This window comes from Devosia ureilytica (assembly GCF_024273195.1).
GTDB lineage: Bacteria > Pseudomonadota > Alphaproteobacteria > Rhizobiales > Devosiaceae > Devosia > Devosia ureilytica.
In genome coordinates, this window is record NZ_JAMZCU010000004.1 from 58,608 (window position 1) to 84,862 (window position 26,255).

At 63.4% G+C, this 26,255-nt stretch carries 20 protein-coding genes; 10 read left to right on the forward strand and 10 right to left on the reverse strand.

What is annotated here, in order from left to right; translation table 11 throughout:
• Positions 1 to 194: 194 nt before the first annotated feature.
• From NIM87_RS11730 to NIM87_RS11770, 9 genes are all read left to right on the forward strand, one after another.
• Positions 195 to 4,868 (forward strand): NAD-glutamate dehydrogenase, encoded by a 4,674-nt coding sequence (locus NIM87_RS11730; protein ID WP_254674873.1) that lies wholly within the window; start codon positions 195 to 197, stop codon positions 4,866 to 4,868.
• A gap of 65 nt (positions 4,869 to 4,933) precedes the next feature.
• On the forward strand, positions 4,934 to 5,881 hold the full coding sequence (locus NIM87_RS11735) for a class 1 fructose-bisphosphatase (protein ID WP_254674874.1): 948 nt from the start codon (positions 4,934 to 4,936) through the stop codon (positions 5,879 to 5,881).
• 226 nt (positions 5,882 to 6,107) lie between these two features.
• Positions 6,108 to 7,373 (forward strand): AGE family epimerase/isomerase, encoded by a 1,266-nt coding sequence (locus NIM87_RS11740; protein ID WP_254674875.1) that lies wholly within the window; start codon positions 6,108 to 6,110, stop codon positions 7,371 to 7,373.
• A 72-nt stretch (positions 7,374 to 7,445) separates the two neighbouring features.
• The gene (locus NIM87_RS11745; protein WP_254674876.1) at positions 7,446 to 8,231 is read left to right on the forward strand and encodes an SDR family oxidoreductase; all 786 of its coding nucleotides are present in this window, start codon (positions 7,446 to 7,448) and stop codon (positions 8,229 to 8,231) included.
• Positions 8,232 to 8,326: 95 nt separating this feature from the next.
• Positions 8,327 to 9,196, forward strand: coding sequence for a carboxylating nicotinate-nucleotide diphosphorylase (nadC, locus tag NIM87_RS11750; protein ID WP_254674877.1), 870 nt, complete (start codon positions 8,327 to 8,329; stop codon positions 9,194 to 9,196).
• Complete coding sequence (cysQ, locus tag NIM87_RS11755) at positions 9,193 to 10,023, forward strand: 3'(2'),5'-bisphosphate nucleotidase CysQ (protein ID WP_254674878.1); 831 nt, start codon at positions 9,193 to 9,195, stop codon at positions 10,021 to 10,023. Before nadC ends, cysQ begins: the two co-directional genes overlap by 4 nt.
• A gap of 187 nt (positions 10,024 to 10,210) precedes the next feature.
• The gene (locus tag NIM87_RS11760) at positions 10,211 to 10,759 is read left to right on the forward strand and encodes a PadR family transcriptional regulator (RefSeq protein WP_254674879.1); all 549 of its coding nucleotides are present in this window, start codon (positions 10,211 to 10,213) and stop codon (positions 10,757 to 10,759) included.
• A 15-nt stretch (positions 10,760 to 10,774) separates the two neighbouring features.
• Positions 10,775 to 12,031, forward strand: a complete 1,257-nt coding sequence (locus tag NIM87_RS11765; RefSeq protein WP_254674880.1) for an efflux RND transporter periplasmic adaptor subunit — start codon at positions 10,775 to 10,777, stop codon at positions 12,029 to 12,031.
• Positions 12,032 to 12,042: 11 nt separating this feature from the next.
• Positions 12,043 to 15,384 carry an efflux RND transporter permease subunit gene (locus NIM87_RS11770; protein WP_254674881.1) on the forward strand — a complete coding sequence of 1,114 codons (3,342 nt, stop codon included), beginning with the start codon at positions 12,043 to 12,045 and terminating at the stop codon, positions 15,382 to 15,384.
• 56 nt (positions 15,385 to 15,440) lie between these two features.
• Here the strand turns inward: NIM87_RS11770 and NIM87_RS11775 are convergent, their stop codons facing one another.
• Positions 15,441 to 15,911, reverse strand: coding sequence for a GNAT family N-acetyltransferase (locus NIM87_RS11775; RefSeq protein ID WP_254674882.1), 471 nt, complete (start codon positions 15,909 to 15,911; stop codon positions 15,441 to 15,443).
• A complete protein-coding gene (locus NIM87_RS11780; protein ID WP_254674883.1) occupies positions 15,908 to 16,738 on the reverse strand; it encodes a LysR family transcriptional regulator in 831 nt (276 codons plus the stop codon). The genes NIM87_RS11775 and NIM87_RS11780 overlap by 4 nt, the downstream gene beginning before the upstream one ends.
• Before the next feature lie 94 nt (positions 16,739 to 16,832).
• Here NIM87_RS11780 and NIM87_RS11785 point away from each other — a divergent pair, with 94 nt between their 5' ends.
• Complete coding sequence (locus tag NIM87_RS11785) at positions 16,833 to 17,234, forward strand: MAPEG family protein (RefSeq protein ID WP_254674884.1); 402 nt, start codon at positions 16,833 to 16,835, stop codon at positions 17,232 to 17,234.
• Position 17,235: 1 nt separating this feature from the next.
• Here the strand turns inward: NIM87_RS11785 and NIM87_RS11790 are convergent, their stop codons facing one another.
• The 8 genes from NIM87_RS11790 to cysS form a co-directional block, all read right to left on the reverse strand.
• Positions 17,236 to 19,131, reverse strand: a complete 1,896-nt coding sequence (locus tag NIM87_RS11790; protein ID WP_254674885.1) for an ABCB family ABC transporter ATP-binding protein/permease — start codon at positions 19,129 to 19,131, stop codon at positions 17,236 to 17,238.
• Positions 19,131 to 19,496 (reverse strand): ArsR/SmtB family transcription factor, encoded by a 366-nt coding sequence (locus NIM87_RS11795; RefSeq protein ID WP_254674886.1) that lies wholly within the window; start codon positions 19,494 to 19,496, stop codon positions 19,131 to 19,133. Before NIM87_RS11795 ends, NIM87_RS11790 begins: the two co-directional genes overlap by 1 nt.
• A gap of 106 nt (positions 19,497 to 19,602) precedes the next feature.
• Complete coding sequence (locus NIM87_RS11800; RefSeq protein WP_254674887.1) at positions 19,603 to 21,585, reverse strand: LysM peptidoglycan-binding domain-containing protein; 1,983 nt, start codon at positions 21,583 to 21,585, stop codon at positions 19,603 to 19,605.
• Positions 21,586 to 21,731: 146 nt separating this feature from the next.
• Positions 21,732 to 23,336: a citramalate synthase gene (gene cimA / locus NIM87_RS11805; protein WP_254674888.1), complete on the reverse strand. Its 1,605-nt coding sequence runs from the start codon at positions 23,334 to 23,336 to the stop codon at positions 21,732 to 21,734.
• A gap of 20 nt (positions 23,337 to 23,356) precedes the next feature.
• Positions 23,357 to 23,854 (reverse strand): GFA family protein, encoded by a 498-nt coding sequence (locus NIM87_RS11810; RefSeq protein WP_254674889.1) that lies wholly within the window; start codon positions 23,852 to 23,854, stop codon positions 23,357 to 23,359.
• Complete coding sequence (locus tag NIM87_RS11815; RefSeq protein WP_254674890.1) at positions 23,854 to 24,327, reverse strand: GFA family protein; 474 nt, start codon at positions 24,325 to 24,327, stop codon at positions 23,854 to 23,856. Before NIM87_RS11815 ends, NIM87_RS11810 begins: the two co-directional genes overlap by 1 nt.
• Positions 24,314 to 24,697 (reverse strand): VOC family protein, encoded by a 384-nt coding sequence (locus tag NIM87_RS11820; protein WP_254674891.1) that lies wholly within the window; start codon positions 24,695 to 24,697, stop codon positions 24,314 to 24,316. Before NIM87_RS11820 ends, NIM87_RS11815 begins: the two co-directional genes overlap by 14 nt.
• 66 nt (positions 24,698 to 24,763) lie before the next feature.
• Positions 24,764 to 26,143 carry a cysteine--tRNA ligase gene (gene cysS, locus NIM87_RS11825; protein ID WP_254674892.1) on the reverse strand — a complete coding sequence of 460 codons (1,380 nt, stop codon included), beginning with the start codon at positions 26,141 to 26,143 and terminating at the stop codon, positions 24,764 to 24,766.
• Positions 26,144 to 26,255: the final 112 nt, after the last annotated feature.

Sequence of the window (26,255 nt, forward strand, 5' to 3'; positions counted from 1 at the left end):
GGCCGGGGGAATCGCGAAACGCTTTACCTGATTGTGTCGGTTTTGCGAAAAAGGCTGCCTTTGCCGGGGAAAGTGGGGGCGCCGGACGTCGGCAGGAGACCGCTCTGGCGCTTGATGAGAGCTAGCCGGAAGGAGTGCAGACACTGTCATCCGCTGCGCCTAAGGTAGGCGGTGCGAGTCACGGGGAGCACGGCATGACGACTGCAGTTGAAGCGCAATATCAGGAACGCGCGCGAGCGAGGGCGGGCCAAAATGCGAGCCTGTTGCTGTTCCTTCGCTCTGCCATTGCAGCAATAGATCCCGACGACCTGAGCCGGCATGATGCGGGCGCGCTGATCGAGGCGCTGGCCACCAGCCATGAGCGGCTGATCGCAGGTCCCCTGGACGTGACCCGCGTCGTGGCGACCCCGCCAGCCGAAGCTGGCGCACCGCTGGTGCTCGATATTGTCTGTCCTGACATGCCCTTCATCGTCGACAGCACGCTGGCAGCGCTGCGCTCCATGGGTGGCGCGATCAGGCTATTTGCCCACCCCGTGTTGCATGTGTCCGGCGGACAGGTGGTTGCCGATGGCGGCACGGCCGTGAGCATGCTGCATATCCAGAGCGATCCGGTTGCGGACCCGCAGGCGCTGGTGGCCGAACTGGAGACGACGCTGCGCGATGCCGCCCATGCCGTCGCCGATTGGCAAGCCATGCTCGACCGGGTGCGCCGGGCCACAGCCGGCCTGTCGGCGCTAAAACCGAGCCAAAGGGACGAGGCCGGAAACTTCGTCGAATGGCTCACCGAGCATAATTTCACCTTCCTGGGGCTGCGCGAATATCGCCTGGAGGGCAACGAACTGGTGCCGGTCGAAGGCACCGGACTAGGCATACTGCGCGATGAAAACCTGCGGGTACTGCGCAGCGGGCCGCATTACGTAGAGAGCACCCCGCAACTGGTGGCCTTTGTGCAGGGGCCGGACCCGCTGCTGGTGACCAAGGCCAATGTGCGCTCGCGCGTGCATCGGCGGGCCCATATGGACTATGTGGGCATCAAGCTCTTTGGTGCCGACGGACAGGCCAATGGCGAATTGCGGGTGGTGGGGCTTTACACCGCCCAGGCGCTGGCGACGCCGCACACCGATGTGCCGATCATCCGCCGCAAGATTGCCGAGGTGATGCGCCAGTCCGGGTTCGATCCGCTGGGCCATGCGGGGCGCACGCTGTTGGGGGCGCTCGACAGCTATCCGCGCGACGAGCTGTTCCAGATCGAAACCACGCAGCTGGCAGAATTCGCGGAGGCGATTGCGGGGCTTTATGACCGGCCGCGGGTGCGGGTGTTGCCGCGCATCGACCGGTTCGACAACTTTGTCTCGATACTGGTTTATGTGCCGCGCGACCGGTATGACGGCGCGGTTCGGGCGCGGATCACGCGCTATCTGGCCGATCTCTATGATGGCCGGGTATCGGCCTATTACCCGCATTTCCCCGAGGGGGACCTGGTGCGGCTGCATGTGATCATCGGGCGCAATGGCGGGCCGACGCCGCAGCCGGAGCGGCGGGCGCTGGAGACCGGTGTGGAAGCGCTGACGCACGATTTCTCGGACATGCTGATGGCCGCAGCGCCGGAGCCCGGCGCGGTCAATGACTGGAAGCAGGCCTTTTCGGGCGCCTATCAGAGCCGCAATGATGCAGTGGATGCGCTGCGCGATATCGGCGTTTTCCAGGGTCTGGGCCAGGATGGTATCGCCATTCGGCTGGTGACCCGCAGCGGCACGGACGGCACGCTGGGCCTCAAGTTCTATCACGAAGGCACGGCCATTCCGCTGTCGGATCGCGTGCCGATGCTGGAGCATTTTGGGTTCCGGGTGATCGATGAGCGCACCTATACCATCGTGCCGCGCGACGGTGTCGAGCGCTATCTGCACGACATGGTGCTTGAGCTGAACGAGGAGGCCAGTGTCGATGTGCTGGCGCGGGGACCGGCCATCGAGGCCGGACTTTTGGCGGTGTGGGCCGGGCATGCAGAAAGCGACCAGCTCAATACGCTGGTGACGCTGGCCGGGCTCGAATGGGGCGATGCGGCACTGCTACGAGCGTTGTCGCGCTATCTGCGCCAGGTCGGCACGTCCTATTCGCAGCGCTATGTGGCGCAGGTGATGGTGACGCAGAACCAGGCGGCACGGGGACTGGTTGCGCTGTTCGCGGCGCTGCACGACCCGGCGCTGGTGGAGCGGGAGGCGGCAGCAGAAGCGGCGCGCGGGACTATCGCGGCCCAGCTTGAGCTGATTTCGTCGCTGGACGAGGACACCATCGTGCGCCGGTTCCAGAACCTGATCGAGGCTTCGGTGCGCACCAATGCCTGGCAGCGCGATGCCGATGGCAGGCGGCGACCGGCACTGGCGATCAAGTTCGACAGCGCCAAGGTCGATGGCATGGTGGCGCCCCGGCCGTATCGCGAGATCTCGGTTTATTCGCCGCGTGTCGAGGGTGTGCACCTGCGCTTTGGGGCGATTGCCCGTGGCGGCATTCGCTGGTCGGACCGCCCTGAGGATTTCCGTACCGAAGTGCTGGGGCTGGTGAAGGCCCAGCAGGTCAAGAACGCGGTTATCGTGCCGGTCGGCGCCAAGGGCGGGTTCGTGCCCAAGCGGCTGAGCGCCGGCATGGCGCGCGAGGCGTTCATGGCCGAGGGCACGGAAAGCTACAAGGTGTTCATCGGCGCGCTGCTCGATGTGACCGACAACCTGATGGCGGGCGATGTCGTTCCGCCGGCCAATACAGTGCGCCGGGACGGGCCCGACCCCTATCTCGTGGTGGCCGCCGACAAGGGCACGGCCAGCTTTTCGGACCTTGCTAATTCGATTGCCACGGGGCGCGGATTCTGGCTGGGGGATGCCTTCGCATCGGGCGGCTCGGCCGGATACGACCACAAGAAGATGGGCATTACCGCGCGCGGCGGCTGGGAAGCGGTGAAGCGGCATTTCCGCGAGCTGGATCGCGACATCCAGAAAGAGCCGTTCACGGTAGCCGGTGTGGGCGACATGAGCGGTGACGTCTTCGGCAATGGCATGCTGCTCTCGCCCGCAATCGAGCTGGTGGCGGCATTCGACCATCGCGACATCTTCATTGATCCAAAACCTGATGCACAGGCCAGTTTCGCCGAAAGGGAACGGCTTTTCGCCCTGCCCCGGTCCAGCTGGCAGGACTATGAGCGCGGTTTGATTTCGGCTGGCGGCGGCGTGTTCTCGCGTAGCCTCAAATCCATTCCGCTCAGCGCCGAAATGCGCGCGCTCCTCGGGATCGACAAGGATGCGGCGACGCCTTCCGAGGTGATGCGGGCGATCCTTATGGCACAGGTGGACTTGCTCTGGTTCGGCGGCATCGGCACCTATATCAAGGCGGCGGATGAAGATGACGCCAAGGTTGGTGACCGAGCCAATGACCTGATCCGCATCAGCGCTGATCAGGTACGAGCCAAGGTGGTGGGCGAAGGCGCCAACCTGGGCGTGACCCAGCGCGGGCGCGTGGCCTATGCGCTCAATGGCGGACGGATCAACACGGACGCTATCGACAATTCGGCAGGGGTCAATTCCTCCGACCTTGAGGTCAATATCAAGATTGCGCTGGCGCCGGTGGTGGCTTCAGGCCAGCTCGGCATGGAGGACAGAAACGCGTTCCTCGCCACCATGACGGACGAGGTCGCTGCGCTGTGCCTGCGGAACAATTACCTGCAGACGCTGGCGATTTCGCTGGCAGAGAGGGCCGGGCTGGCGGAGCTGCCAGACCACAGGGTTCTCATTGAGGGCCTTGAAAAGCGCGGCCTGCTCAACCGGGCAGTGGAATTCCTGCCCGCCGACGCGACACTGGACGCCAGAGCCGCCGAGGGCAAGGCGCTGACGCGGCCTGAGTTGGCCGTTATCCTCGCCTACGCGAAGCTGACGCTGTTCGATGACCTGCTCGGTGGTACCGCCATCGACGATCCCTACCTGGCCGGGGAACTGTTCCGCTATTTCCCCGAAACGCTGCACCGCGCCTATCCTGAGGCTGTGGAGACGCATCGGCTGAAGCGCGAAGTCATTGCGACGGTGCTGGCCAATGCGATGATCAACCGCGGCGGGCCGGCCTTTGTGTCAGAGCTGACTGCGGCGACCAGCGCCAGCGCTGGCGAGGTGGCACTGGCCTATGCGGCAGTGCGCGACGCCTATGGACTGACGTCGCTCAACAGCGCCATCGATGACCTCGACGGCCTCGTGCCGGGCGCGGTGCAGCTGGCGCTCTATGCCCAGGTCGAGGCACTGTTGCGGCAGGAGGCCCTGTGGTTCCTGCGCAATGGCGCAGTGACCGGGGGACTCGCCGGGCTTGTGGCGCGCCATCAGGCCGGCGTGGTGCAACTGGCCGCCGCCGAGGGCTTGCTGCCGGACGCGCAGCGCGAGGCGCTGGAGGAGCGTGTCAACGGGCTGATGGCTCATGGCGTGCCGGATGCACTGGCGCGGCGCATTGGCGAACTGCCCTTCCTCAGCCATGCCAGCGACATCGTGCTTGTTGCCGAGCGCGGCGGGGTCGACACGCTGGAGGCGGCGCGGGCCTATTTCGGGGTGGCAGGACTGTTCGACCTGTTCCGCATCATCGAAGATGGACGCGCCATCGTGCTGGGCGACCGGTTCGACCGCATGGCACTGGACCGGGCCTTGGCCAATCTGATGCGCGCGCTGCGGGACCTGACCTCGGATGTGCTGTCGACGGGCAGCCTCAAAGAGTTTGTCGCGCTCCACTCCGTCGCCGTGGCGCGCACTGTCGCCTCGGTCAAGGAATTGACCGAGGGCGGGATCACCGTGTCGAGGCTAACCGTCGCCGCCGGGCTGCTGACCGACCTGGCGCGGGAGGGATAGACCGAAAGTCGGCCTTGTATGGTTGATGCGATTGGGGCTTCTGGGAGCGACACAGGAGTATGCGCATGACCGACCTCGCCCAGTGGCTGACCACCCAGACCCATGACCATGCACTGGCCAGCGCCGTGACTTCGATGGCGGCGGCGGGGGCGGAAATTGCCGGGATATTGCAACTGGCGCCGATTGCCGGGCAGACCGGGCTGGCCGGCTCGGACAATGTGCAGGGCGAGGCGCAGAAGGCGCTCGACGTGATCACAAACGACATTGTTTTGAATCACTTGCGGACCAATACGGCCATCTCGATTCTGATTTCGGAAGAGCTGGATGAAGCCGTTGATGTGTCGAGTCAGGGGCGGTTCATTGTGGCCACCGACCCCTTGGACGGATCTTCAAATCTCGACGTAAATGCAACTGTGGGCACGATTTTTTCGATCCTGCCGAGCGCGGGCGGCCTGCTGCAGAAGGGAAGCGACCAATTGGCCGCCGGCTATGTGGCCTACGGGCCGGCGGCCAGCCTTGTGGTGCGGATCAGCGGGGCGACCAGCGTGTTCACACTCGACGCCGATGGGCGCTGGCAGCAGACGCTGGCAGAAGCAAAGGTGCCCCAGGCATCGGGCGAATTCGCCATCAATACCGCACGCGAGCGCTTCTGGGACGCGGCAACGACGGGCTATGTGAAGGAGAGCGTGGCCGGGGAAACCGGGCCCGCAGGCAAGCGCTACAATATGCGCTGGGTAGGCTCGATGGTCGCCGACATTCACCGCATCCTGATGCGCGGCGGCATCTTTCTCTATCCGCTCGATAGCGAGACCGCGAGCAAGGGAGGGCGGTTGCGGCTGCTCTATGAGGCCAATCCGATGGCCTGGCTGGTCGAAGGCGCCGGTGGACGCTCCACGACCGGCCGGCAGGGAATATTGGACATTATGCCGACCGACATTCACCAGCGGGTGCCGGTGATCCTGGGGTCGGCGGATGAGGTGAAGCGGGTCGAGGAGTGGTATAGGCGGGTTTGAGAGCAAGAACCTCCACCCACCCCCCTTGAGGAGGGGGAGGAGTCGCATCGCATCTGACAGAGCTCCGGGCCAATCGCGCCCAGCGCTCATGGCTTCCTCGCCTAAATTTGCTCCACTGGAGCAAATTTGCCTTTGGCACGGTTCGGAAATTGCAACGTTCTCATGTATTGGCTAGAACGCGTCGCGAGACATGCTGGCGACCGCGCGTCGCCGGACGGGAGAGATCATGAGCAACGACCGCATCACCCTGCCAGAAACAAACTGGGGCGCTTGGCAGCAGCGCCCGTTTCACCGGCAGTATCTGATGACGCAGGCCAGCCGGTTGTTCGATTTTTTCGAGGCAGCATCGATCAATCCCAAAGGTGGTTTTTTTGAACTCACCGATGACGGACAGCCGGTGACGCCGGACAATGCGGTGCGGCAAATCCACGTCACGGCGCGCATGATCCATTGCGCCACTATTGGCAGCCTGATCGGGCGGCCGGGTTCGGACGAGATCGTCGATCATGGCATGCGCTACCTGTGGGAGAAGCACCGGGACCAGCGGCATGGCGGCTATGTGTGGTCGCTCGATGACGATGGCCATGTCGATGACAGCAAGCAGGCCTATGGCCACGCCTTTGTGCTGCTGGCGGGGGCCAGCGCCAAGCTGGTAGGGCATCCGCTGGCCGACCAGGTGATCGCCGACGCAACCGAGGTGATCGAGACGCGCTTCTGGGACAAGAAGGTCGGCGCGGTGCGCGAGGAATTTGCCAATGACTGGCGGCCGATCAGCACCTATCGCGGCCAGAACTCCAACATGCACCTGACCGAGGCGCTGATGGCCGCCTTTGAGGCCACCGGCGAGAAGGAATATCTCAATAAAGCGACGCGGATCGCCGACTTGATCATCAACCGCAATGCGGCAAGGCTCGACTATCGCGTGGCCGAGCATTTCCATGAGGACTGGACGCTCGACAAGAATTACGTGGGATCGGAAATGTTCCGCCCATCGGGCACGACGCCGGGTCACGCGCTGGAATGGGCGCGGTTGCTGTTCCAACTGTTCGTGCTGTGCCGCAAGGAACACAGCTGGATGACGGAATCGGCGCGCGGCCTGTTCCGCCAGGCCATCGCGCTGGGCTGGGACAAGCAGCATGGCGGGTTTTTCTATACGCTCGACTGGGACAACCAGCCGATCATGCGCGAAAAGCTGTGGTGGCCGGTGGCCGAGGCCATTGGGGCCGCTGCCTATATCGGCGCCTATGACCATGATGACTATTATCAGATCTGGTATCGCAAGCTCTGGGATTTTGCCGAGAACCACGTGATTGACCACGAGCGGGGCGGCTGGCGGAGCGAATTGACCGAGCAATTGGTGCCAACCTCGCGGCTGTTCGTGGGCAAGCCTGACCTCTACCACGCGCTGCAAGCGTGCCTGATCCCGCTTTATCCAGTGATCGGCAGCCTGACGCGTGGCATTATCGAGGCCGACCACCCCAAGCGCCTGTAGCAATCCGCACAAGTATCGGGTCAACCATTATCCGGGTTTGGCGTTTGCCCCAGGCAACACGGAGGACGGGCAATGGCATTTCTGGACGGCAAGGTGGCGCTGGTCACCGGCGCGGGATCGGGCATCGGCAAGGCGACGGCGCTGAAGCTGGGGCGCGAGGGCGCCATAGTGGTAGCGATGAGCCGGACGCGCGCGGAAGTCGAGGCGACGGCGCGCGAAATCGAAGCAGCCGGGGGCACGGCCCACCCTGCGGTGGCAGATGTCACCGATGATGCGGCGATGAAGGCGCTGGTGTCCGACACGCTCGGGCAATTTGGAAAGCTCGATATTGTCGTGGCCAATGCGGGGATCAACGGTGTCTGGGCGCCGATTGAGGATCTGACGCCGGAGGAATGGGACAAGACCATCGCCGTTAACCTGCGCGGCACTTATCTCACCATTCATCATGCGGTGCCGGCGCTGGTGGCCGCGGGTGGCGGGGCCATTGTGGTGGTGTCATCGATCAATGGCACGCGCACCTTCACCACACCGGGCGCCAGTGCCTATTCGGCAACCAAGGCGGCGCAGCTGGCAATGGTGCAGCAGCTGGCGCTGGAATTGGGGCGGCGCAAAATCCGCATCAACGCGGTCTGCCCCGGCGCCATTGAAAGCGAGATTGAAGACAGCACCGTGCGTCGGCACGCCGACAAGACACGCATTCCGGTCAATTTCCCCGAGGGGGATATTCCGCTGACCGGCGGGGCCAAGGGCAAGGCGGCAGATGTTGCCGATGTCATTGCGTTTCTGGTTTCGGATGCCGCACGGCACGTGACCGGCAGCCCGGTGTGGATCGACGGGGGGCAGAGTTTGCTGCGCTAGGCGGCAGACGCACAAAACCATGCCCCTGCCCGCGGTTGTCAGCGCCGGGCGCGCAGCGTAAATCACGCCGAGATCGAATAATCCGGTGAGCCCAGATGACCGCCCTGCCCGCACAATTGCCGCGCCTGACCGTCGAGCGCGCCGTTGCCGCCGCGCTGGAGGAAGATCTGGGACTGGCAGGTGACCTGACCAGCCAGGCGACATTGGCGCCCGATGCCTGGGCCAGTGCGACACTGTCGGCGCGCGAGGCCGGGGTGATTGCAGGGCTCGACCTGGCGGCGGCCGCGTTTCGATTGGTGGGCGACGGGGTCAGTTTTGTACCCAGGCTGGCCGATGGCGACCGGGTGGAAATTGGAGGACTGGTTGCCGAGGTGTCGGGGCCGGCGCGGCTGGTAATGTCGGCAGAGCGGGTGGCGCTTAATTTTCTCAACCATTTGAGCGGCATTGCGACGCTGACGCGGACCTATGCCGACGCCCTCGCCGGAACGGGCACGCGCATTTGCGACACCCGCAAGACCACGCCGGGGCTGCGCGCTTTCGAGAAATATGCGGTGCGGTGTGGCGGCGGGTCCAACCACCGCTATGCGCTGGGCGATGCCATCCTGATCAAGGACAACCACATTGCGGTGGCCGGAGGCGTCGGCGCGGCCTATGCGGCAGCCGAGGCGTTTGCCGGGCATCTGGTGGCCATCGAGATCGAGGTGACGACGCTGGCCGAACTGGAAGAGGCGCTGGCGGCCGGGGCACGGATCATCATGCTCGACAATATGGACAACGACACCCTGCGCGACGCTGTGGCCATCAACGCCGGTCGCGCCCGGCTGGAGGCTTCGGGCGGCGTCAAGCTCGAGCGGGTGCGCTCGATTGCCGAAACGGGGGTCGATTATATATCCACCAGCCAGATCACCATGGGCGCAAAGCCGCTGGACCTGGGCCTTGACGTGATGATCGGCGGGACGAAATGAGCCTTCAGACCCAAGCCCCTGCCCTGTCGCTGACCGACCTGGCCGTCGAGGCTGCCATTGCGGCGTCGGCAGTGATTTGCGCGGTCTATGATCGCCCCATCCATGTGGTGACCAAGGACGATGGCTCGCCGGTGACGGAGGCAGATGCCGCCGCCGAGGCGGTGATCATCGAGCATCTGCAAGGGACAGGACTGCCGGTGCTGGGCGAAGAGAGTGTGGCGGCAGGGATCATCCCGGTGCTGGGCGCGCGGTATTTCGTGGTCGACCCTCTTGATGGCACCAAGGAATTCATCAAGCGCAATGGCGAATTCACCGTCAATATTGCGCTGGTGGAAGACGGCCGCCCGATCATGGGCGTGGTGCTGGCGCCGGCCAGCGGCGAGATATTTGTGGGCGACGAGAGCGGCGCCTGGACGGGCAAGGTGGTCGAGGGGGTCGTCGTTGATCGTCGCGCCATCATGGTGGGGCTGCTGCCGCGCCCGCGCATCGTGGCCAGCCGCAGCCATGGGCACGCGGCGCTTGAACAATTGTGCCAGACGCTGGACGTGGAAAGTGACGTGTCGGTCGGCTCGTCGCTGAAATTCTGCCTTCTGGCGCGAGGCGATGCGCAGCTTTACCCGCGCTTTACCCCAACTTGCGAATGGGATACCGCCGCTGGGCAGGCCGTGCTTGAAGCGGCCGGTGGTGCGGTCGTGACACTGGATGGTGCACCGATGAGCTATGGCAAGGGGGACTTGAAGTTCCTCAACCCCTATTTCGTCGCTGCGGCGAGCCTGGCCCTTGCCGAAACGGGTGCGGCGGAAATGCGGCGACTGCTGGGATCGTGACGTTTGGCCGCGTTTTCAGCGCGGCAATAGAGAATTCTATTGGTTCACACGGGCTTGCGGCGGGATATGCAATGCCTGCTTAACTGATCTGCGCGGTTGTTTCTTCCGTTAAGCTTGCAGCAGGCGGTTCATCCATATATACGCCCGGCATATATCGGACCAGAATATGGCCGAAGGACCCAAGCCTATGAACGTCAGGACATTGTGCCTTTCCATTCTCTATAACGGGGATGCGAGTGGCTATGACATCCGCCGGATGTGCACGGAAGGCAATTTCGCCTATTTCGTCGAGGCCAGCTATGGCTCGATCTATCCTGCGCTGGCCAAGCTCGAAGATGAAGCGCTGGTCAGCAGCCGCACCGAACAGCAGGACGGCAAGCCGGCCCGCAAGGTTTATACCATCACCGATGCCGGGCGCGCCGCCTTTGCCGACGAACTGAGCGAGCCGCTGGGCGAGGACATGTTCCGCAGCCCCTTCCTGATGTTTGCCCGGTTTGCGCACATTCTGCCGCGCGAACTGGTGGAGCAGCGGTGCAACGAATTCCTGCAGCGGTCGATCGATGGCCGCAAGCAACTTGACGAGGCAACTGCCGAACACGAGTGCAATGCAGCAGACAAGTGGGTCATCAACTACGGCCGTGCAGTATTGGAGGTTGCGGAACAGCATTTTCGCACCCATATGCACGAACTGATCACAATGGCGCGAGCCGAGCCACGAAAAGACGCGGCTGAATAAGGGGCGAATTCAACTATGCGTGCACTATTTTCCTATGGCTTGGCCTTTGTCCTCCTGCTTCTGGCGGGTGGTTGGCTGGCAACCGGAACCCTTGTCCAAGGTGGTCAAGGACCTGGCAATGGTGAGACCCCGATCATTTCGGTGATCGAGGGCGAAGAGCATGGACCTGTTGCCACCGCGCTCGCCGACGCGGGCGTGCTGGCGGACCACCACGAGCCAGCCGTCGACCCGACATTGACCATTGCCCAGCGCAATGAAGCCACGACCGGCGCCAATGCACCGCTACAGAGCGTGCGGACCCAGCGTTTTGTCGCCGAAGCCATGCCGATTGAAGTGCCGCTGCGCGGCCGCACGCAGGCCAAGGCAACGGTTACTGCTGTCGCGGAAACGGCGGGCGCGGTCGATGTGGTGCATGTGAGCAAGGGCCAGCGCGTCGAAGTGGGCGATGCCCTGTGCACGCTTGACCAGGGCACGCGCGCTGCAGCCGTTGCCCAGGCCGAAGCCGGTGTTGCGCAGGCCGAGGCCGCATTGGCGCAGGCCCAATTGAGCTTTGACACCAACGCCGGGCTGCGCGAGCGCGGGCTGGCGGCGGTCAACACTGCAAACGCGGTGGAAGTGGCACTGGCCCAGGCCAAGGCCGGCGTCAGCCAGGCGACTGCGGCACTCGACAATGCCAAGGCAGAACTCGACCGCACCGAAATCGTCGCCAAGGTCGCCGGACTGGTGCAGGACCCTGTGGCAACCGAAGGGGCGATGCTGAACGCCGGCTCGCCCTGCGCGACCATCGTGCAGCTCAACCCGATCCTCTTCATCGGCATGGTCCCAGAAGCCCATATCGGCCTGGCCCGCACGGGACTGGACGCCACGATCAAGACCGTGACCGGCCAGAGCGTCGAGGGCACGGTGACCTATATCTCGTCGGTTGCGGACAATGCCACCCGCGCATTCCCGGCCGAAATCGAAATTCCCAATGAGAACTTCGCCATCCGCGACGGCGTGACCGCAGAAGCCATCGTGACCATCGGCAGCGCGCCGGGCCACCTGCTGCCGCAGTCGGTGCTGACCCTGAATGACGAGGGCGTGCTGGGTGTGCGGACGGTTGAAGATGGCGTGGTAGCGTTCCACTCGGTCACCATCGTGAGCGATGCGCGCGAGGGCGTGTGGGTGACCGGGCTGCCAGCGATTTCGGACGTGATCACGATCGGCCAGGAAAATGTGAATGCCGGACAGGCTGTTGAAGCCAGCCCGGCTGCTGAAACCGCTGCCAGCTAGGGACACCAGCCATGCTCGACCTCATCGAAAAAATCCTCAGGATGCCGCGTGTCGTCCTGACGATCATGGCTATCGTCCTTGTTGCCGGGGCGACCGCCTATACCTCGATGCCGAAGGAAAGCTTCCCGGCCATCGACGTGCCCTATCTCTATGTCTCGATCAGCCAGTCAGGCGTTTCGCCGCGTGACGCGGAAAACCTGCTCGCCAAGCCGGCCGAGGAAGAACTGTCGGGCCTGCCGGGCCTCAACAACATCAGTTCGACCTCAACGACCGGCCATGCCTCGGTGTTCCTTGAGTTCGACATCAATACCGACAAGGATCAGGCGCTGGCCGACACCCGCGCCCGTATCGACGCGATCAAGGGCAAGCTGCCTGACGATGCCAATGACCCCGTGGTCAGCGAAATCGACCTGGTCGGCATGCCGATCATCTCGGTCGCCGTTTATGGCAATGCCCCTGAAAAGGAACTGGTGCGGCGCGCAGAACTGCTGCAGGACGCGCTTGAAGGCATTCCCGAGGTGCGTGAAGCGGTGCTTTCGGGCGCCCGCAAGGAGCAGCTCGAAGTCCGCATCGACCTGCTGCGCCTTGAAACCTATGGCCTGACCGCAAGCCAGCTGTTCGATGCCCTGTCGCGCAATAATATGGTTGTTGCCGGGGGCACGCTCAACACCGGACAAGGCTCGTTCAATGTCGAAGTGCCGGGCCTTATCACCACGGCCGAGGACGTGTTCAGCCTGCCGCTCAAGACCGATGGGGACACCATTGTCACATTTGGCGATGTGGCAACGATTACCCGCACGCTGGCCGACGCCACTGAATATACCCAGGTAAACGGTTCCCCTGCCCTGATCCTGGGCATTGCCAAGAAGCTGGGCACCAATATCATCGACGTTTCCGACAAGGTGCGCGCGGTGACTGAGGAAGTGGCCAAGGACTGGCCGTCCGGGGTGACTTATTCGTTCTTCCTTGACCAGGCCGAGACGACCACGGCGCTGTTCCGCTCGCTGGAAGCCGCCGTTCTGACCGCCGTGGCGCTGGTGCTGATTACCTGCGTCGCGACCCTGGGCGTGCGCCCAGCGATCATGATCGGCATGTCTATCCCGCTCTCGTTCATGATGGCCTTTCTCGTTGCCCAGGGCCTGGGCATGACCATCAACATGATGGTGATGTTTGGCCTGGTGATCGCGGTGGGCGTGCTGGTGGACGACCCCGTGGTGGTGGTGGAATACGCCGAGCGAAAACTGATGGAGGGTATTCCCAAGAAGGAAGCCTTCATCATGGCCATGCGCAAGATGTTCGTGCCGGTGGTGGGCGCAACCGCGACCACACTGGGCGCCTTCATTCCGCTGCTGTTCTGGCCGGGCATCATCGGCAAGTTCATGAGCTATCTGCCGATGATCGTGATCATCGTGATGGTCGCATCCTTCATTTCGGCGCTGATCTTCATGCCGGTGATCGGCTCGATCATCGCCTCGACCCATGTGGACGAGAAGGAAAAGGCCAAGGCCGACATCGTCATGTACCCAGACAAGTTCGACGCCAAAAAGGTCGGCGGACTGACGGGCCTGTATGTGCGGATGATGGAAAAGCTGCTGCATTGGCCACTGCCGACATTGGCCGTGGGCTTTGGCATCATCATCACGATCTTTGTGGCCTATGCGACCAATCCGACCGGCTCGGAAGCCTTCCCGGCATCCGAACCCGAGTTCGCGACCGTGGCCGTGGTTGGCCGTGGCAATTATTCGCCCGAAGAAATCCGCGATATGTTGGTGGAAATCGAAAGCGAGCTGATCCAGGTGCATGGCGTCCAGGACGTGATCATGCAGTTCGGTTCGACTGGCGCATTCAGCACCACACCGCCCGACACCATCGGCAATTTCCAGCTGCAGCTGACCAATTGGAACCACCGCGTTCCAGCCACGGAAATCTTTGCCGAAATTCGGGAGCGCGTGGCGGGCTTTGCCGGTCTCGATATCCAGTTGCTGGCGGCCGAAAATGGCCCGCCTGCCGGCAAGGACATCAATATGCGGGTGGAAAGCACGATTTATGACGACCTGGTTCCGGTCGTCACCGCGATCCATGAGCATCTGGACAGCTGGCCCGAAGTGGTCGACCTCGAAGATGGTCGCCCCTCCCCCGGCATTGACTGGCAGATTACCATCGACCGTGCCGAAGCGGGCAAATATGGCATCGGCGTGCGCGAGCTGGCGCCCTATGTGCAGCTGGTGACATCGGGTGTGAAGCTGGGCGCCTATCGTGATGAGGCGACCGGCGACGAACTGGATATCCGCGTTCGCCTGCCCGAGGACGAGCGCACGTTCGACGCCCTGGATTCCATGCGGATCGCAACGGCGCAGGGGCTGATCCCGGTCAGCAACTTCATCGAGCGCGTCGCTGTGCCCAAGGTCGCCAATATCCAGCGCCGCAACCAGGTCTATACGATGGCGGTGGCTGCGGGCCTGACCAACCTGCCTGAAGGCGTCTATGCCGCCGACAAGGTGGCCGAGCTGCAGGCCTGGATTGACGAACAGAACTTCCCCGAAACCATTTCGGTGGAGTTCGGCGGCGCCGAGGAGCAGATGGGCGATGCCAATGCCTTTATCGGCCAGGCGCTGATGATGGCCATGGCAATCATCTTCTTCGTGCTGCTGCTCGAGTACAACAGCTTCTACCAGGTGCTGGTGACGCTCACGACCGTGGTGATGTCGGTGGCCGGCGTGCTCCTGGGCATGCTGGTGACCGGAATGACCTTCTCGGCCATCATGACGGGTCTCGGTATCGTGGCCCTTGCGGGCATCGTGGTGAAGAACGGCATCGTGCTGATCGACACCTATAACGACTATCACCGCCACGAGAATGTGGAAGCAGTGAAGGCCATGCTGCTGACCGTGAGCCAGCGCGTGCGCCCGGTGTTGCTGACGGCGTTCCTGACGGCGCTGGGCGTGATCCCGATGTGGGCCAATGTCGAGTTCGACTTCATCCGCCGCGAAGTGGTGGTGGGTGGCCTTGCCGGCTCGTGGTTCATCCACCTGTCGGCGGCGCTGGTCTCGGGCCTGTTCTTCTCGACGGCCCTGACGCTGATCATGGTGCCGGTGATGATCACCGCCCCCACCGTGATGTGGAGCCAGATCCGCTGGTTCGGCTCCCTGTTTGGCGCTCTTGGCAACTGGGTTGCCAGCCCCTTCCGCCGCGGCCAGGCCGTCGCGGTGCCTGCGGGGTTCGATGGCATGGCGCTGGAAGTGCCCGAGGACGCGGACAGCGCCAAGCGCTATATCGTCTCCAAGGACGCCGGGCTGAAGGAAAAGGAAGCCAACGGCGTGACCGTGGTCAGCCGCCAGGACGCAGCGGAGTAAGGCTCCGCCCCCACACAGAACAACAGAGGCCCGCAGCGATGCGGGCCTTCTGCTTTTCAGGCCCCGAATGCGTACAGCGACCAGTCGTCGCCGTCGAAGTGGATATCGCGCGGGGGCACTGACCTGTCGGCAAGCGTCCTGCCCCAGAAAGCCTGCGCTGCGCCGTTGGCATGGGGGACGGCAATGTGCCAGGGGCCTGGATGAGCGGCCAGGGCAAGGTCGAGCGCTGCCTTGCCGACGCCCTGTTTCCGATTGGCCTTCAGGACGAAGAACTCGGCCATGAACCAGCACGGGGCCCTGCCTGTCAGCGGGCACTCGTCCACAACCAGGGCCATGCCAGCGATCTCCCTGCCCTGCATGATGAAATACGGATGACTCCAGAAACGATCGAGAAAGCCGTATTCAAACCGGCCGTCCGCACCAACGGGAAACGGCATGAACTCGGTCATGTCATAGAGGTAGAGCTGGATGAGGTTGGCGATGACCGGCTTGTCGCTATCGGCCGCCGGAAGCAAGGAAACGCTCATGGCCTCGCCTCTTCGCTAAAAGCCTCAAACAGCGCCCTGATGCGGGCGGTCTGGCGCAGTTCCATGGGGGTCAGTAGCCAGATGGAAATGGCGAAGGCAGGCGCGTCGGAGAGGCGGACCAGGCCCGGCGACTGTTCAGCCAGGGCCGAAGGGACAAGGCCAGCGCCGAGGCCTGATTCTACGGCGCGATGCATCATCAAAGGGGTCGGTACGCTGGCCTCGGGGCGCACGGACGGATGGTGGCGGCGGAGCCAGCGCGAGGCGGGCTGGCTGCAATCGCGATTGCCGTATTCGAGCCAGGGCATCATGTCGTCACCCGCGATATCGGCCCGAGCGTAGGCGAAGAACTCCAGCTGGCCCACTTCGCGGCCATAGAGGTGGTCGTCGGGCGCGTTGGTGGCGCGCAGGGCGACTTCGGCCTCGCGCCGGGAGAGATTGCGCAGTTCCGAACCGACCTCGAGCGCCAGGTCGATCTGCGGATGACGGGCCCGGAACCGGCCCAGGACGGGCATATAAAGCCAGGCCAGCGCATCGACCGTGGTGAGCTTGATGTGTCCGGTCAGCCGGTGATCGCGACCGGTGATGTCGCGCTCGAGCCCGGCCAGTTCGGCCTCGATACGCCGGGCACTTTCGAGCAGGCGTTCACCCTCGGCGGTGAGGATGACGCCATCGTCGCGGCGGTCGGCAAGACGCGCGCCGTAGTGGGCTTCGAGATCCTTGAGCTTTCGCGACACGGTGGTGTGGGCGACGCCCAGCAGGCGGGCGGCGCCGGTGAAGGTGCCAGCGGTTTCGAGGGCGGCGACAATGGTGAGATCAGCTGGCTGCATTGAACATTTCTGCACAATCGGCGCATTTTTCTGCGCGTTGACGGTGCATCATTGAACCACAATATTCCCCGCACAACCAGCCAGGAATAGTCCCATGAATGCCTCGATTGCCCTTCTCGCCGCCGGCGCCCTTGTTTTCCTGTCGGCCGCGGTGCAGCACCTCAACACGGTCGGCTCGAAAGGGCTGGCGTTTATCTTTACTGACCGGGCAACGCCGCTGAGCCGCGAGGGCTTTGCCGGACGGGCAGCACGCACCTTGCAGAACAACCTGGAATCGGCGGGCATGGTGGTGCCGGCCGCCATGGTGCTGCTGGTGGCAGGCGTGGACAGTGTGGTCGTGACCGGCGCCGCGCTCATCTATGCCGTCACACGGGCCGGCTTCACGCTGAGCTATTGGGCCGGCATCAGCAAGCTGCGGTCGTTCTTTTGGGGGCTTGGCATGGCAATGATCGGCGTGCTCACCGTCAATGCCATGCTCACAGTGCTCGCGCGCTGACCTATTCGGCCGCTGGCATGCCGCGCTTGACGAAGCCGTCCGGGTCTTCCTGCGTGCGTGCCAGCAGTTCGGCGGCCTCGCTGGCCTCGCGCTGACGGTTCCACATCTGGGCGTAGAGGCCATCCTGCTTAAGCAAGGCCTGGTGATTGCCGCGCTCGGCAATCCGGCCTTCGCGCAGCACCAGGATTTCGTCGGCATTGACGACCGTGGACAGGCGGTGGGCGATGACGACAGTGGTGCGATTGCGCGAAACCTCGTCGAGCGCCGCCTGGATGTCGCGCTCGGTCTTGGTATCGAGGGCCGAAGTGGCCTCGTCGAGGATGAGGATCGAGGGAGCCTTGAGGATGGTCCGGGCGATAGCGACGCGTTGTTTCTCGCCGCCGGAGAGTTTGAGGCCGCGTTCGCCGACCGGGGTTTGATAGCCCTTGGGCAGGGTGTCGATGAAGGCACCGACCTGCGCCATCCCAGCGGCCTCGCGTACATCGTCCTGAGACGCGCCGGGGCGGCCATACTCGATGTTGTATCCGATGGTGTCGTTGAACAGCACAGTGTCCTGCGGCACCATGCCGATGGCCGAGCGCAGGCTTTCCTGGGTGACGTCGCGCAGGTCTTGCCCATCGATGGTGATGCGGCCGCCAGTGACATCATAGAAGCGGAACAGCAGCCGCGAGATGGTCGATTTGCCGGCGCCGGTCGGGCCAACAATGGCAACGGTCTTGCCGGCCGGGACTTCGAAGCTGACGCCTTTGAGGATCGGGCGATCTGCATCGTAGTGGAAGCTCACATCCTCAAAACGCACCACGGGACCGGTGACAGCCAAGGGCGCTGCCTCGGGCCGGTCGGTGATTTCGGGGTCCTGGTCGAGGAGCTTGAACATTTCCTCGATGTCGGTGAGACCCTGGCGCAGTTCGCGATAGACGAAGCCGATGAAGTTGAGCGGGCGGTAGATCTGCATCAGGAAAGTGTTGAGCAGAACGAAATCGCCCAGCGTCAGCGTGCGGTTCATGACGCCGATGATGGCCATGATCGAAATGATCAGGAAGCCGCCATAGAAAATGACCGCCTGGCCGAAATTGAGGAAGCCGAGCGAGGTCCAGATGCGGATGGCCGACCGCTCATAGCCCGCCATGGCCTTGTCGAAGCGCTGGGCTTCCATCTGCTCGTTGGCGAAGTATTTGACCGTCTCGAAATTGAGCAGGCTGTCGATGGCCTTGCCATTGGCGTCGGTGTCGCTGTCGTTCATGTCGCGACGGATGGCGATGCGCCAATTGGAGGCCTTGATTGTGAAGTAGAGGTAGGCCCAGATCATCACCACCAGAACGCCGAGATAGCTTACCCCGAACAGCCAGACGAAGATGACCGCCACGACGATGAATTCGACGATGGTGGGCACGATGTTGAGCATGGCGAAACGCACAATGGTTTCGATGCCCTTGGTGCCACGCTCGATGACGCGGGACAGGCCGCCAGTGCGCCGCTGCAGATGGAAGCGCAGCGACAGGCGGTGCATGTGGTGGAAAGTCTGGAGCGCGAGCTTGCGCACGGCGTGCTGGCCGACGCTGGCGAACAGGACGTCGCGCAATTGCTGGAAGCCGGCGTCGATGATGTTGCCCAGCACATAGGCAATGACCAGAACCAGCGGGACGGCGAGTCCCAGGATCAGCGTGGAATCCGGCGTGGTGCCGTCAAGGCTGTCGATAATGCCCTTATAGGCGAAAGGAATGAAGGTGGTGGCGACCTTGCTGGCCAGTAGCGCCGACAGCGCCAGGACCACTCGCAGCTTCAAGTCAGGCCGGTTTTCCGGCCACATATAGGACCAGAGATTTCGGATGGTAGAGAATACCGATCCTTCCTCCGCGCTAACGGAGGGCTTCTTTTCAGTGCTGTTGTCAGCCATCAGGCCAGTTCCGTTTCCGTGTTGGCGGCGACAGGCGCCAGCCCCGTGAGGAGGCCGCCAAAGGCCAGATTCAATTCGGCAAGCCGATCATGGCGGATGCAATAGCGATTGCGCGTGCCATGCGGCTTGCGTTCGATCAGGCCTGCGTCATGCAGCACCTTGATGTGCTGGCTGACGGTGGATTGGGCCAGGGTGAGGCTGTCTGTGACATCGGCGCAGCAACACTGGCCTTGCTGCTGCGTAGCCAGAATGCGCAGAATCTCGAGGCGAACGGGATGGCCGAGGGCCCGCATGATATTGGCAATGTCATCGTCATGCATGGGCAACACTCGTTTGCTCGTCAGCACGCCGGTGCGAACCGGCATGCGCAATTCCGATTGATCGGTGGATTGCGATGGAAGATGGGGTTTCTCGCAAGGAAAATCAATAGGCACACAGAAACGGCGCCCGAAGGCGCCGTTTTTTCGTGGATTACTGTGCCAGCACGCCTTCAGGCAGATCGAAGACCTGGCCCGGGTAGATGCGATCCGGGTTGCGGATCTGGCCGGTATTGGCTTCGTAGATCGTCGTATACTTCAACCCTTCGCCATAAACCCGGCGGGCAATGGTCCAAAGATTGTCGCCACGGCGAATGATGGCCTTGCCGGAAACGAACCGCTGGGCCTCGGGATCACCGAGCGAGACCGCGACCATGGTGGGCACGGCCGGTTGACTTGGCGCGGCGTCCGGCGTCGGGGCCACTTCGGCAACTGCCGCCGGTTCGGCCGCCGGTGCCGTAACCGGTTCCGGCGTGGACGTCGCAACCGGTTCGGCAGCAGGCGCGGGAGCGGGTTCATCCGCAGGCGCTGCTTCGGCAACCGCCATAGCGGGTTCTTCGGCAGGCTGGGCAACTGGCGCAGGCTCTGCCGCTGGTGCAGCAGCAGCGGCCGGCTCTGTTGTCGCAGCGACAACGGGTTCTGCCGGGGGCGTGACCGGAGCGATAGCGGGTTCAACAGCGGTTTGTGGCTCAGCCGGTGCTGGCGTTGCCTCGGGCGCTGCAGGCGCTGAAGTCGCCTCAGGTTCGGTGACCGCTGCGGGAGCCTCTGGCGCCGTCTCGACGGGCGCCGGCACGTCTGCAACGACCACCGGCTCTTCGACTGAGGGAACATCGACGACGAAGTCCACCTCAGCGCGGGCGACCACATCGGCCGAATTGGGTTGCAACAAATCGACACGGACGCGCTGGCTTGGCTTATCGAGTACGGGGCCGGCCTCGACTAGCCAACGGCCGCCCTCAATGGTCGCGTCGGCGACGAAGGCATCCTCGACATAGAGACGAATGATGCCACCATCCGGGCCTGCACCAGCAAAGAAGGTGCGGTCCGTTTCAATTTCGATGGCGTCAATGGTGGGCGCCACATCGGCAAGCTGAGCGGGGGGCGAATCGGGTGTCGGCGCAGGCTCTGGGGTAGCTGGTGCAGCAGCGGCATCCGGGGCGGCGGGCTCATCCGGCGTCGTGGTCACTGGTTCAGCCGGCTGTTCTGCCACAGGCGGTGTGTCAGGCGTTGTTGCCTGAGCGGGCGCCGTTGCTGGCGCATCGGCTGCCGGCGCAGGTGGCGTGGTCGGCTCGGGCAGGTCTGCGACCTCCGTGGCGGGTTCGTCTGCCGTCTCGGTTGCAGTCTCTTCCGCAGGTTGCGGCGCTGGCGCTGCCGGCTCAGTGGCCGCCATCATGGCCGAAGGTTCGGCAACGGGCTCGGCTTCGGCTTCAGCCACGGCAGTTTCCGGCGCGACGGCCGGCGTTGCGGGTTCGGTGGCAGGCTCGACCGGCGTGGCCGGTTCGGGCGCGGCGGCAATCTGGGTGGGGGCGGTCAGTCCCTGGAGCACTTCACTGGCCTCGCCCGGCTTGCTGGCAACAACAAGCGGCTGGGAGGTCTTGTCCTCATTGATGACAACGATGAAGGAATCTTCGGCGGTGCCGGGCTTGCCTTCTTCACCCAAGGTGATTTCGAGGCCACCCACGGGCAAGGGCGCATCAGGCACGAACACCCAGTCGCCGCTCGCCTCAACCTCAACGGTGCCGAGCAATTCGCCATTGGCGAAAACCTGGACCTTGCTGCCAGGAGCACCGCTACCGGCAATAACCACCGACCCGTCGGGCTCGGCGCGTAGCAGGCCAAAGGTGGCCGCCACCAGCTGATCGACATTGGCCGCAGCGTCAGCCGGCGGGGTCACATCCAGCGCGGGTTCGGGCGGAATGGCCACTTCAACCGAAGCGGCGGAGCCGTCAGTAGGGGTCTCAACCTCAGCGACCGCTGGCGCAGGCGCGGCCGGAATGAGACCGACTTCGGTCATCTTGCCGCGCAGGCACTGCCCCATGCCATCGGCACTATTGAAACACGATACTATGGACGGGCCGGACAGCACGCCGAGTATGACGAGAAGAGTGACTGCCGCAGCTCCGATAGTCAGAGCCAAAGGTCGTTTCGGAGCAGTTTCGGCCAGTTTGCCCTCCCGGGAAATTCGTTCAGCCGGCGATCATCTCGCCGGGCCATGTCTTGAAAAGGAGATTGATCATTGCGGAAAACAGATAGCAAGTTTTCCGATCACGCCCCTTTTGCCCCCTATGCCGAATCCTGCGCCGCTTCAGTCTTCAACAGCTTGTATGTGATTGATTCATACAGAGCTTCAAACGAGGCATCAATGATATTGGGCGAAACGCCGATGGTTACCCAGCGTTCGCCGCTGCCGTCGCGGCTTTCGACCAGTACACGGGTGACCGCGCCCGTGCCGCCGTCGAGGATACGCACCTTGAAGTCAGCCAATTCCAGATCTTCGATTCGGGACGAATACTTGCCCAGGTCCTTGCGCAGAGCCTGATCCAACGCGTTGACCGGGCCATTGCCCTCGGCCACGGACATCAGCAGCTCGCCATCGACGCGGATCTTGACCACGGCCTCGGTGACAGTGATCTCGTCGCCCATGGCATTGTGTCGGCGCTCGACCATGGTGCGGTAGTGTTCGACGTCGAAAAAGTCGGGCAGCGTGCCGAGCACGCGGCGGGCCAAGACCGCAAAGGAGGCGTCAGCACCATCATAGGAATAGCCGCGGGATTCGCGGTCCTTGACGGTAGCGAGCAGCTTTTCGAGACGCGGGTCGTCCTTTTCGAGTTCGATATTGTGGCGCGCCAAGGCCGTCAGCAGGTTGGATTTGCCGGCCTGCTGGCTGACCATGATGGCGCGCTCATTGCCGACGCTTTCGGGCGGCACGTGCTCGTAGGTGGAAAAATCCTTGAGCAGCGCCGAGGCGTGGATGCCGGCCTTGGTGGCAAAGGCCGAAGCGCCGACATAGGGCGCCTGCCGCGCGGGGGCCCGGTTGAGGCGATCATCGAAGGCGCGCGAAATGTGGGTGAGGCGCGCGAGGTGTTCGGGGGTGATGCCCGTTTCGAAGCGCTCGGCATAATAGGGCTTGAGCACCAGCGTGGGGATTAGCGTCACCAGATTGGCATTGCCGCAGCGCTCGCCCAGGCCATTGAGTGTGCCCTGGATCTGCCGAACCCCGGTTTCGAGGGCCGCCAGGGCATTGGCCACGGCCTGACCGGTATCGTCATGCGGGTGGATGCCGAGCCGGTCGCCGGGGGCGATGGTCATCACATCCTTGATGATATCCCTGATCTCGGATGGCATGGTGCCGCCATTGGTATCGCAGAGGACCACCCAGCGGGCGCCGGCCTCGAGCGCGGTATGGACACAGGCCAGCGCATAAGTGCGGTTGGCCTTATAGCCATCGAAGAAATGCTCGAGGTCGATCAGCGCTTCCTTGCCGGCGGCAACCGCGGCGCGAACGGTATCGGCAAGGCCTTCAAGGTGTTCGTCGGTGGTGGAGCCCAGCGCCAGCTCGACCTGATAATCCCAGGCCTTGGCCACAAAGCAGGTGGCGCTGGCTGCCGAATTGATGATGCCCTGCACGCCCGGATCATTGGCGGCAGACCGCCCTGCCCGCTTGGTCATGCCAAAGGCGGTGAAAATGGACTTCCTGGTCCGCGGCTTGTCGAAGAAGGCAGTATCGACCGGATTGGCGCCGGGATAGCCGCCCTCGACATAGTCGACGCCAATCTCTTCGAGCATGCCGGCAATGGCGATCTTGTCCTCGAGCGAGAACTCGATGCCGGCAGTCTGCGCGCCATCGCGCAGGGTGGTGTCGAAGAGATAGAGACGTTCACGGGACATGGTAGGGCCTTACTCGAAACTCAGTCGGACGATTTGGGTGGCCAGGTGGCCGTGTCGTGGTCGGGATGCTGGTGATTGGTGGCCAGAATTGCGCTGGCCCATTCCTCGCGGTCGTCCTCGGTGGCACCACCATGTTCGATGGTGGGCAAGGTATCGAACCAGGGCACGCGGCCTTCATTGCCGGTATTGGCATGGGGCGGGAACAGTTCCGGGTGGTCGAGTGAGCCAATGGTGAAATTGACGCGATTGCCGGTGACATCCTCGTAGAACAGGGGGGTGCCGCATTGAGCGCAGAAGCCGCGGTCGACATGTTCGGAGCTGCGGAACCGGGCAGGCGTGCCGCGGGTCCAGGTGATTGCCTCGCGCGGGGCGGCCACCAGCGCGGCAAAGATATTGCCCACCGCTTTCTGGCACATGCGGCAGTGGCAGATGTGGGAATTGTCCATCATTTCAGTGGCGTGATAGCGCACGGCGCCGCATTGGCAGCCGCCGCTGACCTCGGCCTTGTAGCGATCCATCAGGTGTCCTCCCGGGGTGGCCAGTCGTTGGTATCGTGATCGGGGTGCTGGTTGGAATGAATGCCAGCCATGAAGTCGCGCCACTCGTCGCTGACATCGTGGCGTTCCGGCAGGCTCGTCAGTCCATGGAAGAAGGGCTGCCTATCGGCCAGGTTGACCTGGATTTGCGGCGCGGCGACCGTCGGATCGTCGAAGGCGCCGATGGCCAGTTCGAGCCCGAAGCGGGTTTCATAGGCCAGTGGAGTGCCGCAATCGCCACAGAACGCACGGCGCGCGGCATTGGACGACTGGAACCACTTGGGCTCGCCGCGGGTCCAGGTGGCATTATGCGCGGTGACCAGTGGCCCGAAAAAGCCGCCAAAGGCCTTCTGGCACATGCGGCAATGGCAGATAGAGGGGCGGCCGAGCCGGGTGACGCGGAATCGCACCGCGCCACACTGGCAGCCACCGGTATGGGCTTCACCCTGGGGCATGACACACAGCTTCTATGTTGTTGCCATCGGGATCGATGACAAAGGCACCGTAATAGGTGGGATGATAGTGTTCGCGCAGGCCCGGCGCGCCATTGTCCTGGCCGCCAGCGGCCATGGCGGCTGCATGGAAAGCATCGACTTCGGCGCGCGACTTTGCCGCAAAGGCGTAGTGGCGGCCGGGGCCGGTTTGGGCCGCTTCGGTCAGCCAGAAATCGGGCGAGGTGGCGCCATAGCCGCCGACCCTGACGCCGCCGGTATATTCAACCGGCACTTGGTTGAGCATGGTGATGCCGAGGGGGGCGAAGGCGGCATCGTAAAAGGCACGCGCCCTGGTCCAGTCCGCGACGAGAATTCCAACGTGATCAAGCATGATTGCTGCTCCGGTTTGAGGAGCGGCGATTTGCGCCGGGGTGCGTGACAGGTCGTGGCAGGAGGGTCACCGCTTGACCTCCCACTTGGTCTGGCGGGCGCCCGTCTCGTCTTTATAGTCCATAAGGGCGATGCCTTGGGCGGCGAGGTCGTTACGGATGCGGTCGGCTTCGGCGAAGTCCTTGGCGTTGAGGGCGGCTAATCGGGCAGAAACCTGGGTGGCGACGGCGCCATCGACCTGCACGTCACGCTTGACGGTTATGCCCATCAGTCCGGCGAGTGCGAGGCCATCGGCGGCGCGGCCTTCGTCCATGATCAGGGCGTGGATACGGGCAATGGCGCCAGACGTGTCGAGATCGTCGGCCAGGCGCTCGACAAGATCAGGTGAGACTTCGGTTGCCGGTTCAGCATCTGCGGCAGCCCGTTCCCACTTTTCGAGGAGGTTCACTGCCTCTTCCAGCCGCCGCTGCGAGAAATCAATCGGCTCACGGTAGTGCGTCATCAGCATGGCCAGCCGGAGGACTTCGCCCGGCCACTTTCTCCCGCCAAAGGCCTCGGTTTCGAGGAGGTCGTGAATGGTGAAGAAGTTGCCCAGGGACTTGCTCATCTTCTGGCCTTCAACCTGAAGGAAGCCGTTGTGCATCCAGACGTTGGCCATGGCGTGGGAGCCGTGGGCGCAGCGGGATTGGGCGATTTCGTTTTCGTGGTGCGGAAAGATCAGGTCGAGGCCGCCGCCGTGGATGTCGAAGGTTTCTCCCAGATAGCGTTCGGACATGGCCGAGCATTCGATATGCCAGCCGGGGCGGCCGCGGCCCCAGGGACTGTCCCAGCCGGGTTCTTCAGCGCTGGAAAGTTTCCAGAGGACGAAATCGGCGGGATTGCGCTTGTGGGTTTCCACGGCGACGCGGGCGCCGGCGAGGTTGTCTTCGAGATTGCGCCCCGATAGCTGGCCATAGTCGGGCATGGAATCCACGGCAAATAGCACTTCGCCGCCGGCTTCGTAGGCATGGCCGCGCTGGAGCAATGAGCCGATCAGCTTCTGCATCTCGTCGATGTTTTCGGTTGCTCTTGGCTGGATGGTCGGCTCCAGGCACCCCAGCGCGGCAGTGTCCTTCTGGTATTGCGCGGCGGTGGTTTCGGTGACCTTGCGGATGGCCGCGTTGAGCGGCAGATCGGGGTGGTCGCGCAGGGCGCGGGCGTTGATCTTGTCGTCGACGTCAGTGATGTTGCGGACATAGGTAACGTGATCGGCGCCGTAGGTGTGGCGCAGCACGCGGAACAGCAGATCGAACACGATTGCGGCGCGACCATTGCCGATATGGGCGAAGTCATAGACCGTCGGGCCGCAGGCGTAGAGCCGCACATTGTTCGCATCCTCGGGCACGAAGAGCACTTTGGAGCGAGTGAGCGTGTTGTAGAGAGAAAGCTGCGGCTTTGCCGTGGTCATGGAAGGTCCTGTGGGCCAGACAATATCGATTGCTCTGGCGGGAGCCTCTATCCATTGCAAGAATTCAGGATGAAGAAGACCGCTCCGCCAACGCTTGGGTTAGCAGGTAATA

What these genes read in the sequence shown, in the direction of transcription:
- NIM87_RS11730 (WP_254674873.1), top strand. Translation starts at nt 195, where the DNA reads ATGACGACTGCAGTTGAAGCGCAATATCAGGAACGCGCGCGAGCGAGG.
- NIM87_RS11735 (WP_254674874.1), top strand. Translation starts at nt 4,934, where the DNA reads ATGACCGACCTCGCCCAGTGGCTGACCACCCAGACCCATGACCATGCA.
- NIM87_RS11740 (WP_254674875.1), top strand. Translation starts at nt 6,108, where the DNA reads ATGAGCAACGACCGCATCACCCTGCCAGAAACAAACTGGGGCGCTTGG.
- NIM87_RS11745 (WP_254674876.1), top strand. Translation starts at nt 7,446, where the DNA reads ATGGCATTTCTGGACGGCAAGGTGGCGCTGGTCACCGGCGCGGGATCG.
- nadC (WP_254674877.1), top strand. Translation starts at nt 8,327, where the DNA reads ATGACCGCCCTGCCCGCACAATTGCCGCGCCTGACCGTCGAGCGCGCC.
- cysQ (WP_254674878.1), top strand. Translation starts at nt 9,193, where the DNA reads ATGAGCCTTCAGACCCAAGCCCCTGCCCTGTCGCTGACCGACCTGGCC.
- NIM87_RS11760 (WP_254674879.1), top strand. Translation starts at nt 10,211, where the DNA reads ATGAACGTCAGGACATTGTGCCTTTCCATTCTCTATAACGGGGATGCG.
- NIM87_RS11765 (WP_254674880.1), top strand. Translation starts at nt 10,775, where the DNA reads ATGCGTGCACTATTTTCCTATGGCTTGGCCTTTGTCCTCCTGCTTCTG.
- NIM87_RS11770 (WP_254674881.1), top strand. Translation starts at nt 12,043, where the DNA reads ATGCTCGACCTCATCGAAAAAATCCTCAGGATGCCGCGTGTCGTCCTG.
- NIM87_RS11775 (WP_254674882.1), bottom strand. Translation starts at nt 15,911, where the DNA reads ATGAGCGTTTCCTTGCTTCCGGCGGCCGATAGCGACAAGCCGGTCATC.
- NIM87_RS11780 (WP_254674883.1), bottom strand. Translation starts at nt 16,738, where the DNA reads ATGCAGCCAGCTGATCTCACCATTGTCGCCGCCCTCGAAACCGCTGGC.
- NIM87_RS11785 (WP_254674884.1), top strand. Translation starts at nt 16,833, where the DNA reads ATGAATGCCTCGATTGCCCTTCTCGCCGCCGGCGCCCTTGTTTTCCTG.
- NIM87_RS11790 (WP_254674885.1), bottom strand. Translation starts at nt 19,131, where the DNA reads ATGGCTGACAACAGCACTGAAAAGAAGCCCTCCGTTAGCGCGGAGGAA.
- NIM87_RS11795 (WP_254674886.1), bottom strand. Translation starts at nt 19,496, where the DNA reads ATGCCGGTTCGCACCGGCGTGCTGACGAGCAAACGAGTGTTGCCCATG.
- cimA (WP_254674888.1), bottom strand. Translation starts at nt 23,336, where the DNA reads ATGTCCCGTGAACGTCTCTATCTCTTCGACACCACCCTGCGCGATGGC.
- NIM87_RS11810 (WP_254674889.1), bottom strand. Translation starts at nt 23,854, where the DNA reads ATGGATCGCTACAAGGCCGAGGTCAGCGGCGGCTGCCAATGCGGCGCC.
- NIM87_RS11815 (WP_254674890.1), bottom strand. Translation starts at nt 24,327, where the DNA reads ATGCCCCAGGGTGAAGCCCATACCGGTGGCTGCCAGTGTGGCGCGGTG.
- NIM87_RS11820 (WP_254674891.1), bottom strand. Translation starts at nt 24,697, where the DNA reads ATGCTTGATCACGTTGGAATTCTCGTCGCGGACTGGACCAGGGCGCGT.
- cysS (WP_254674892.1), bottom strand. Translation starts at nt 26,143, where the DNA reads ATGACCACGGCAAAGCCGCAGCTTTCTCTCTACAACACGCTCACTCGC.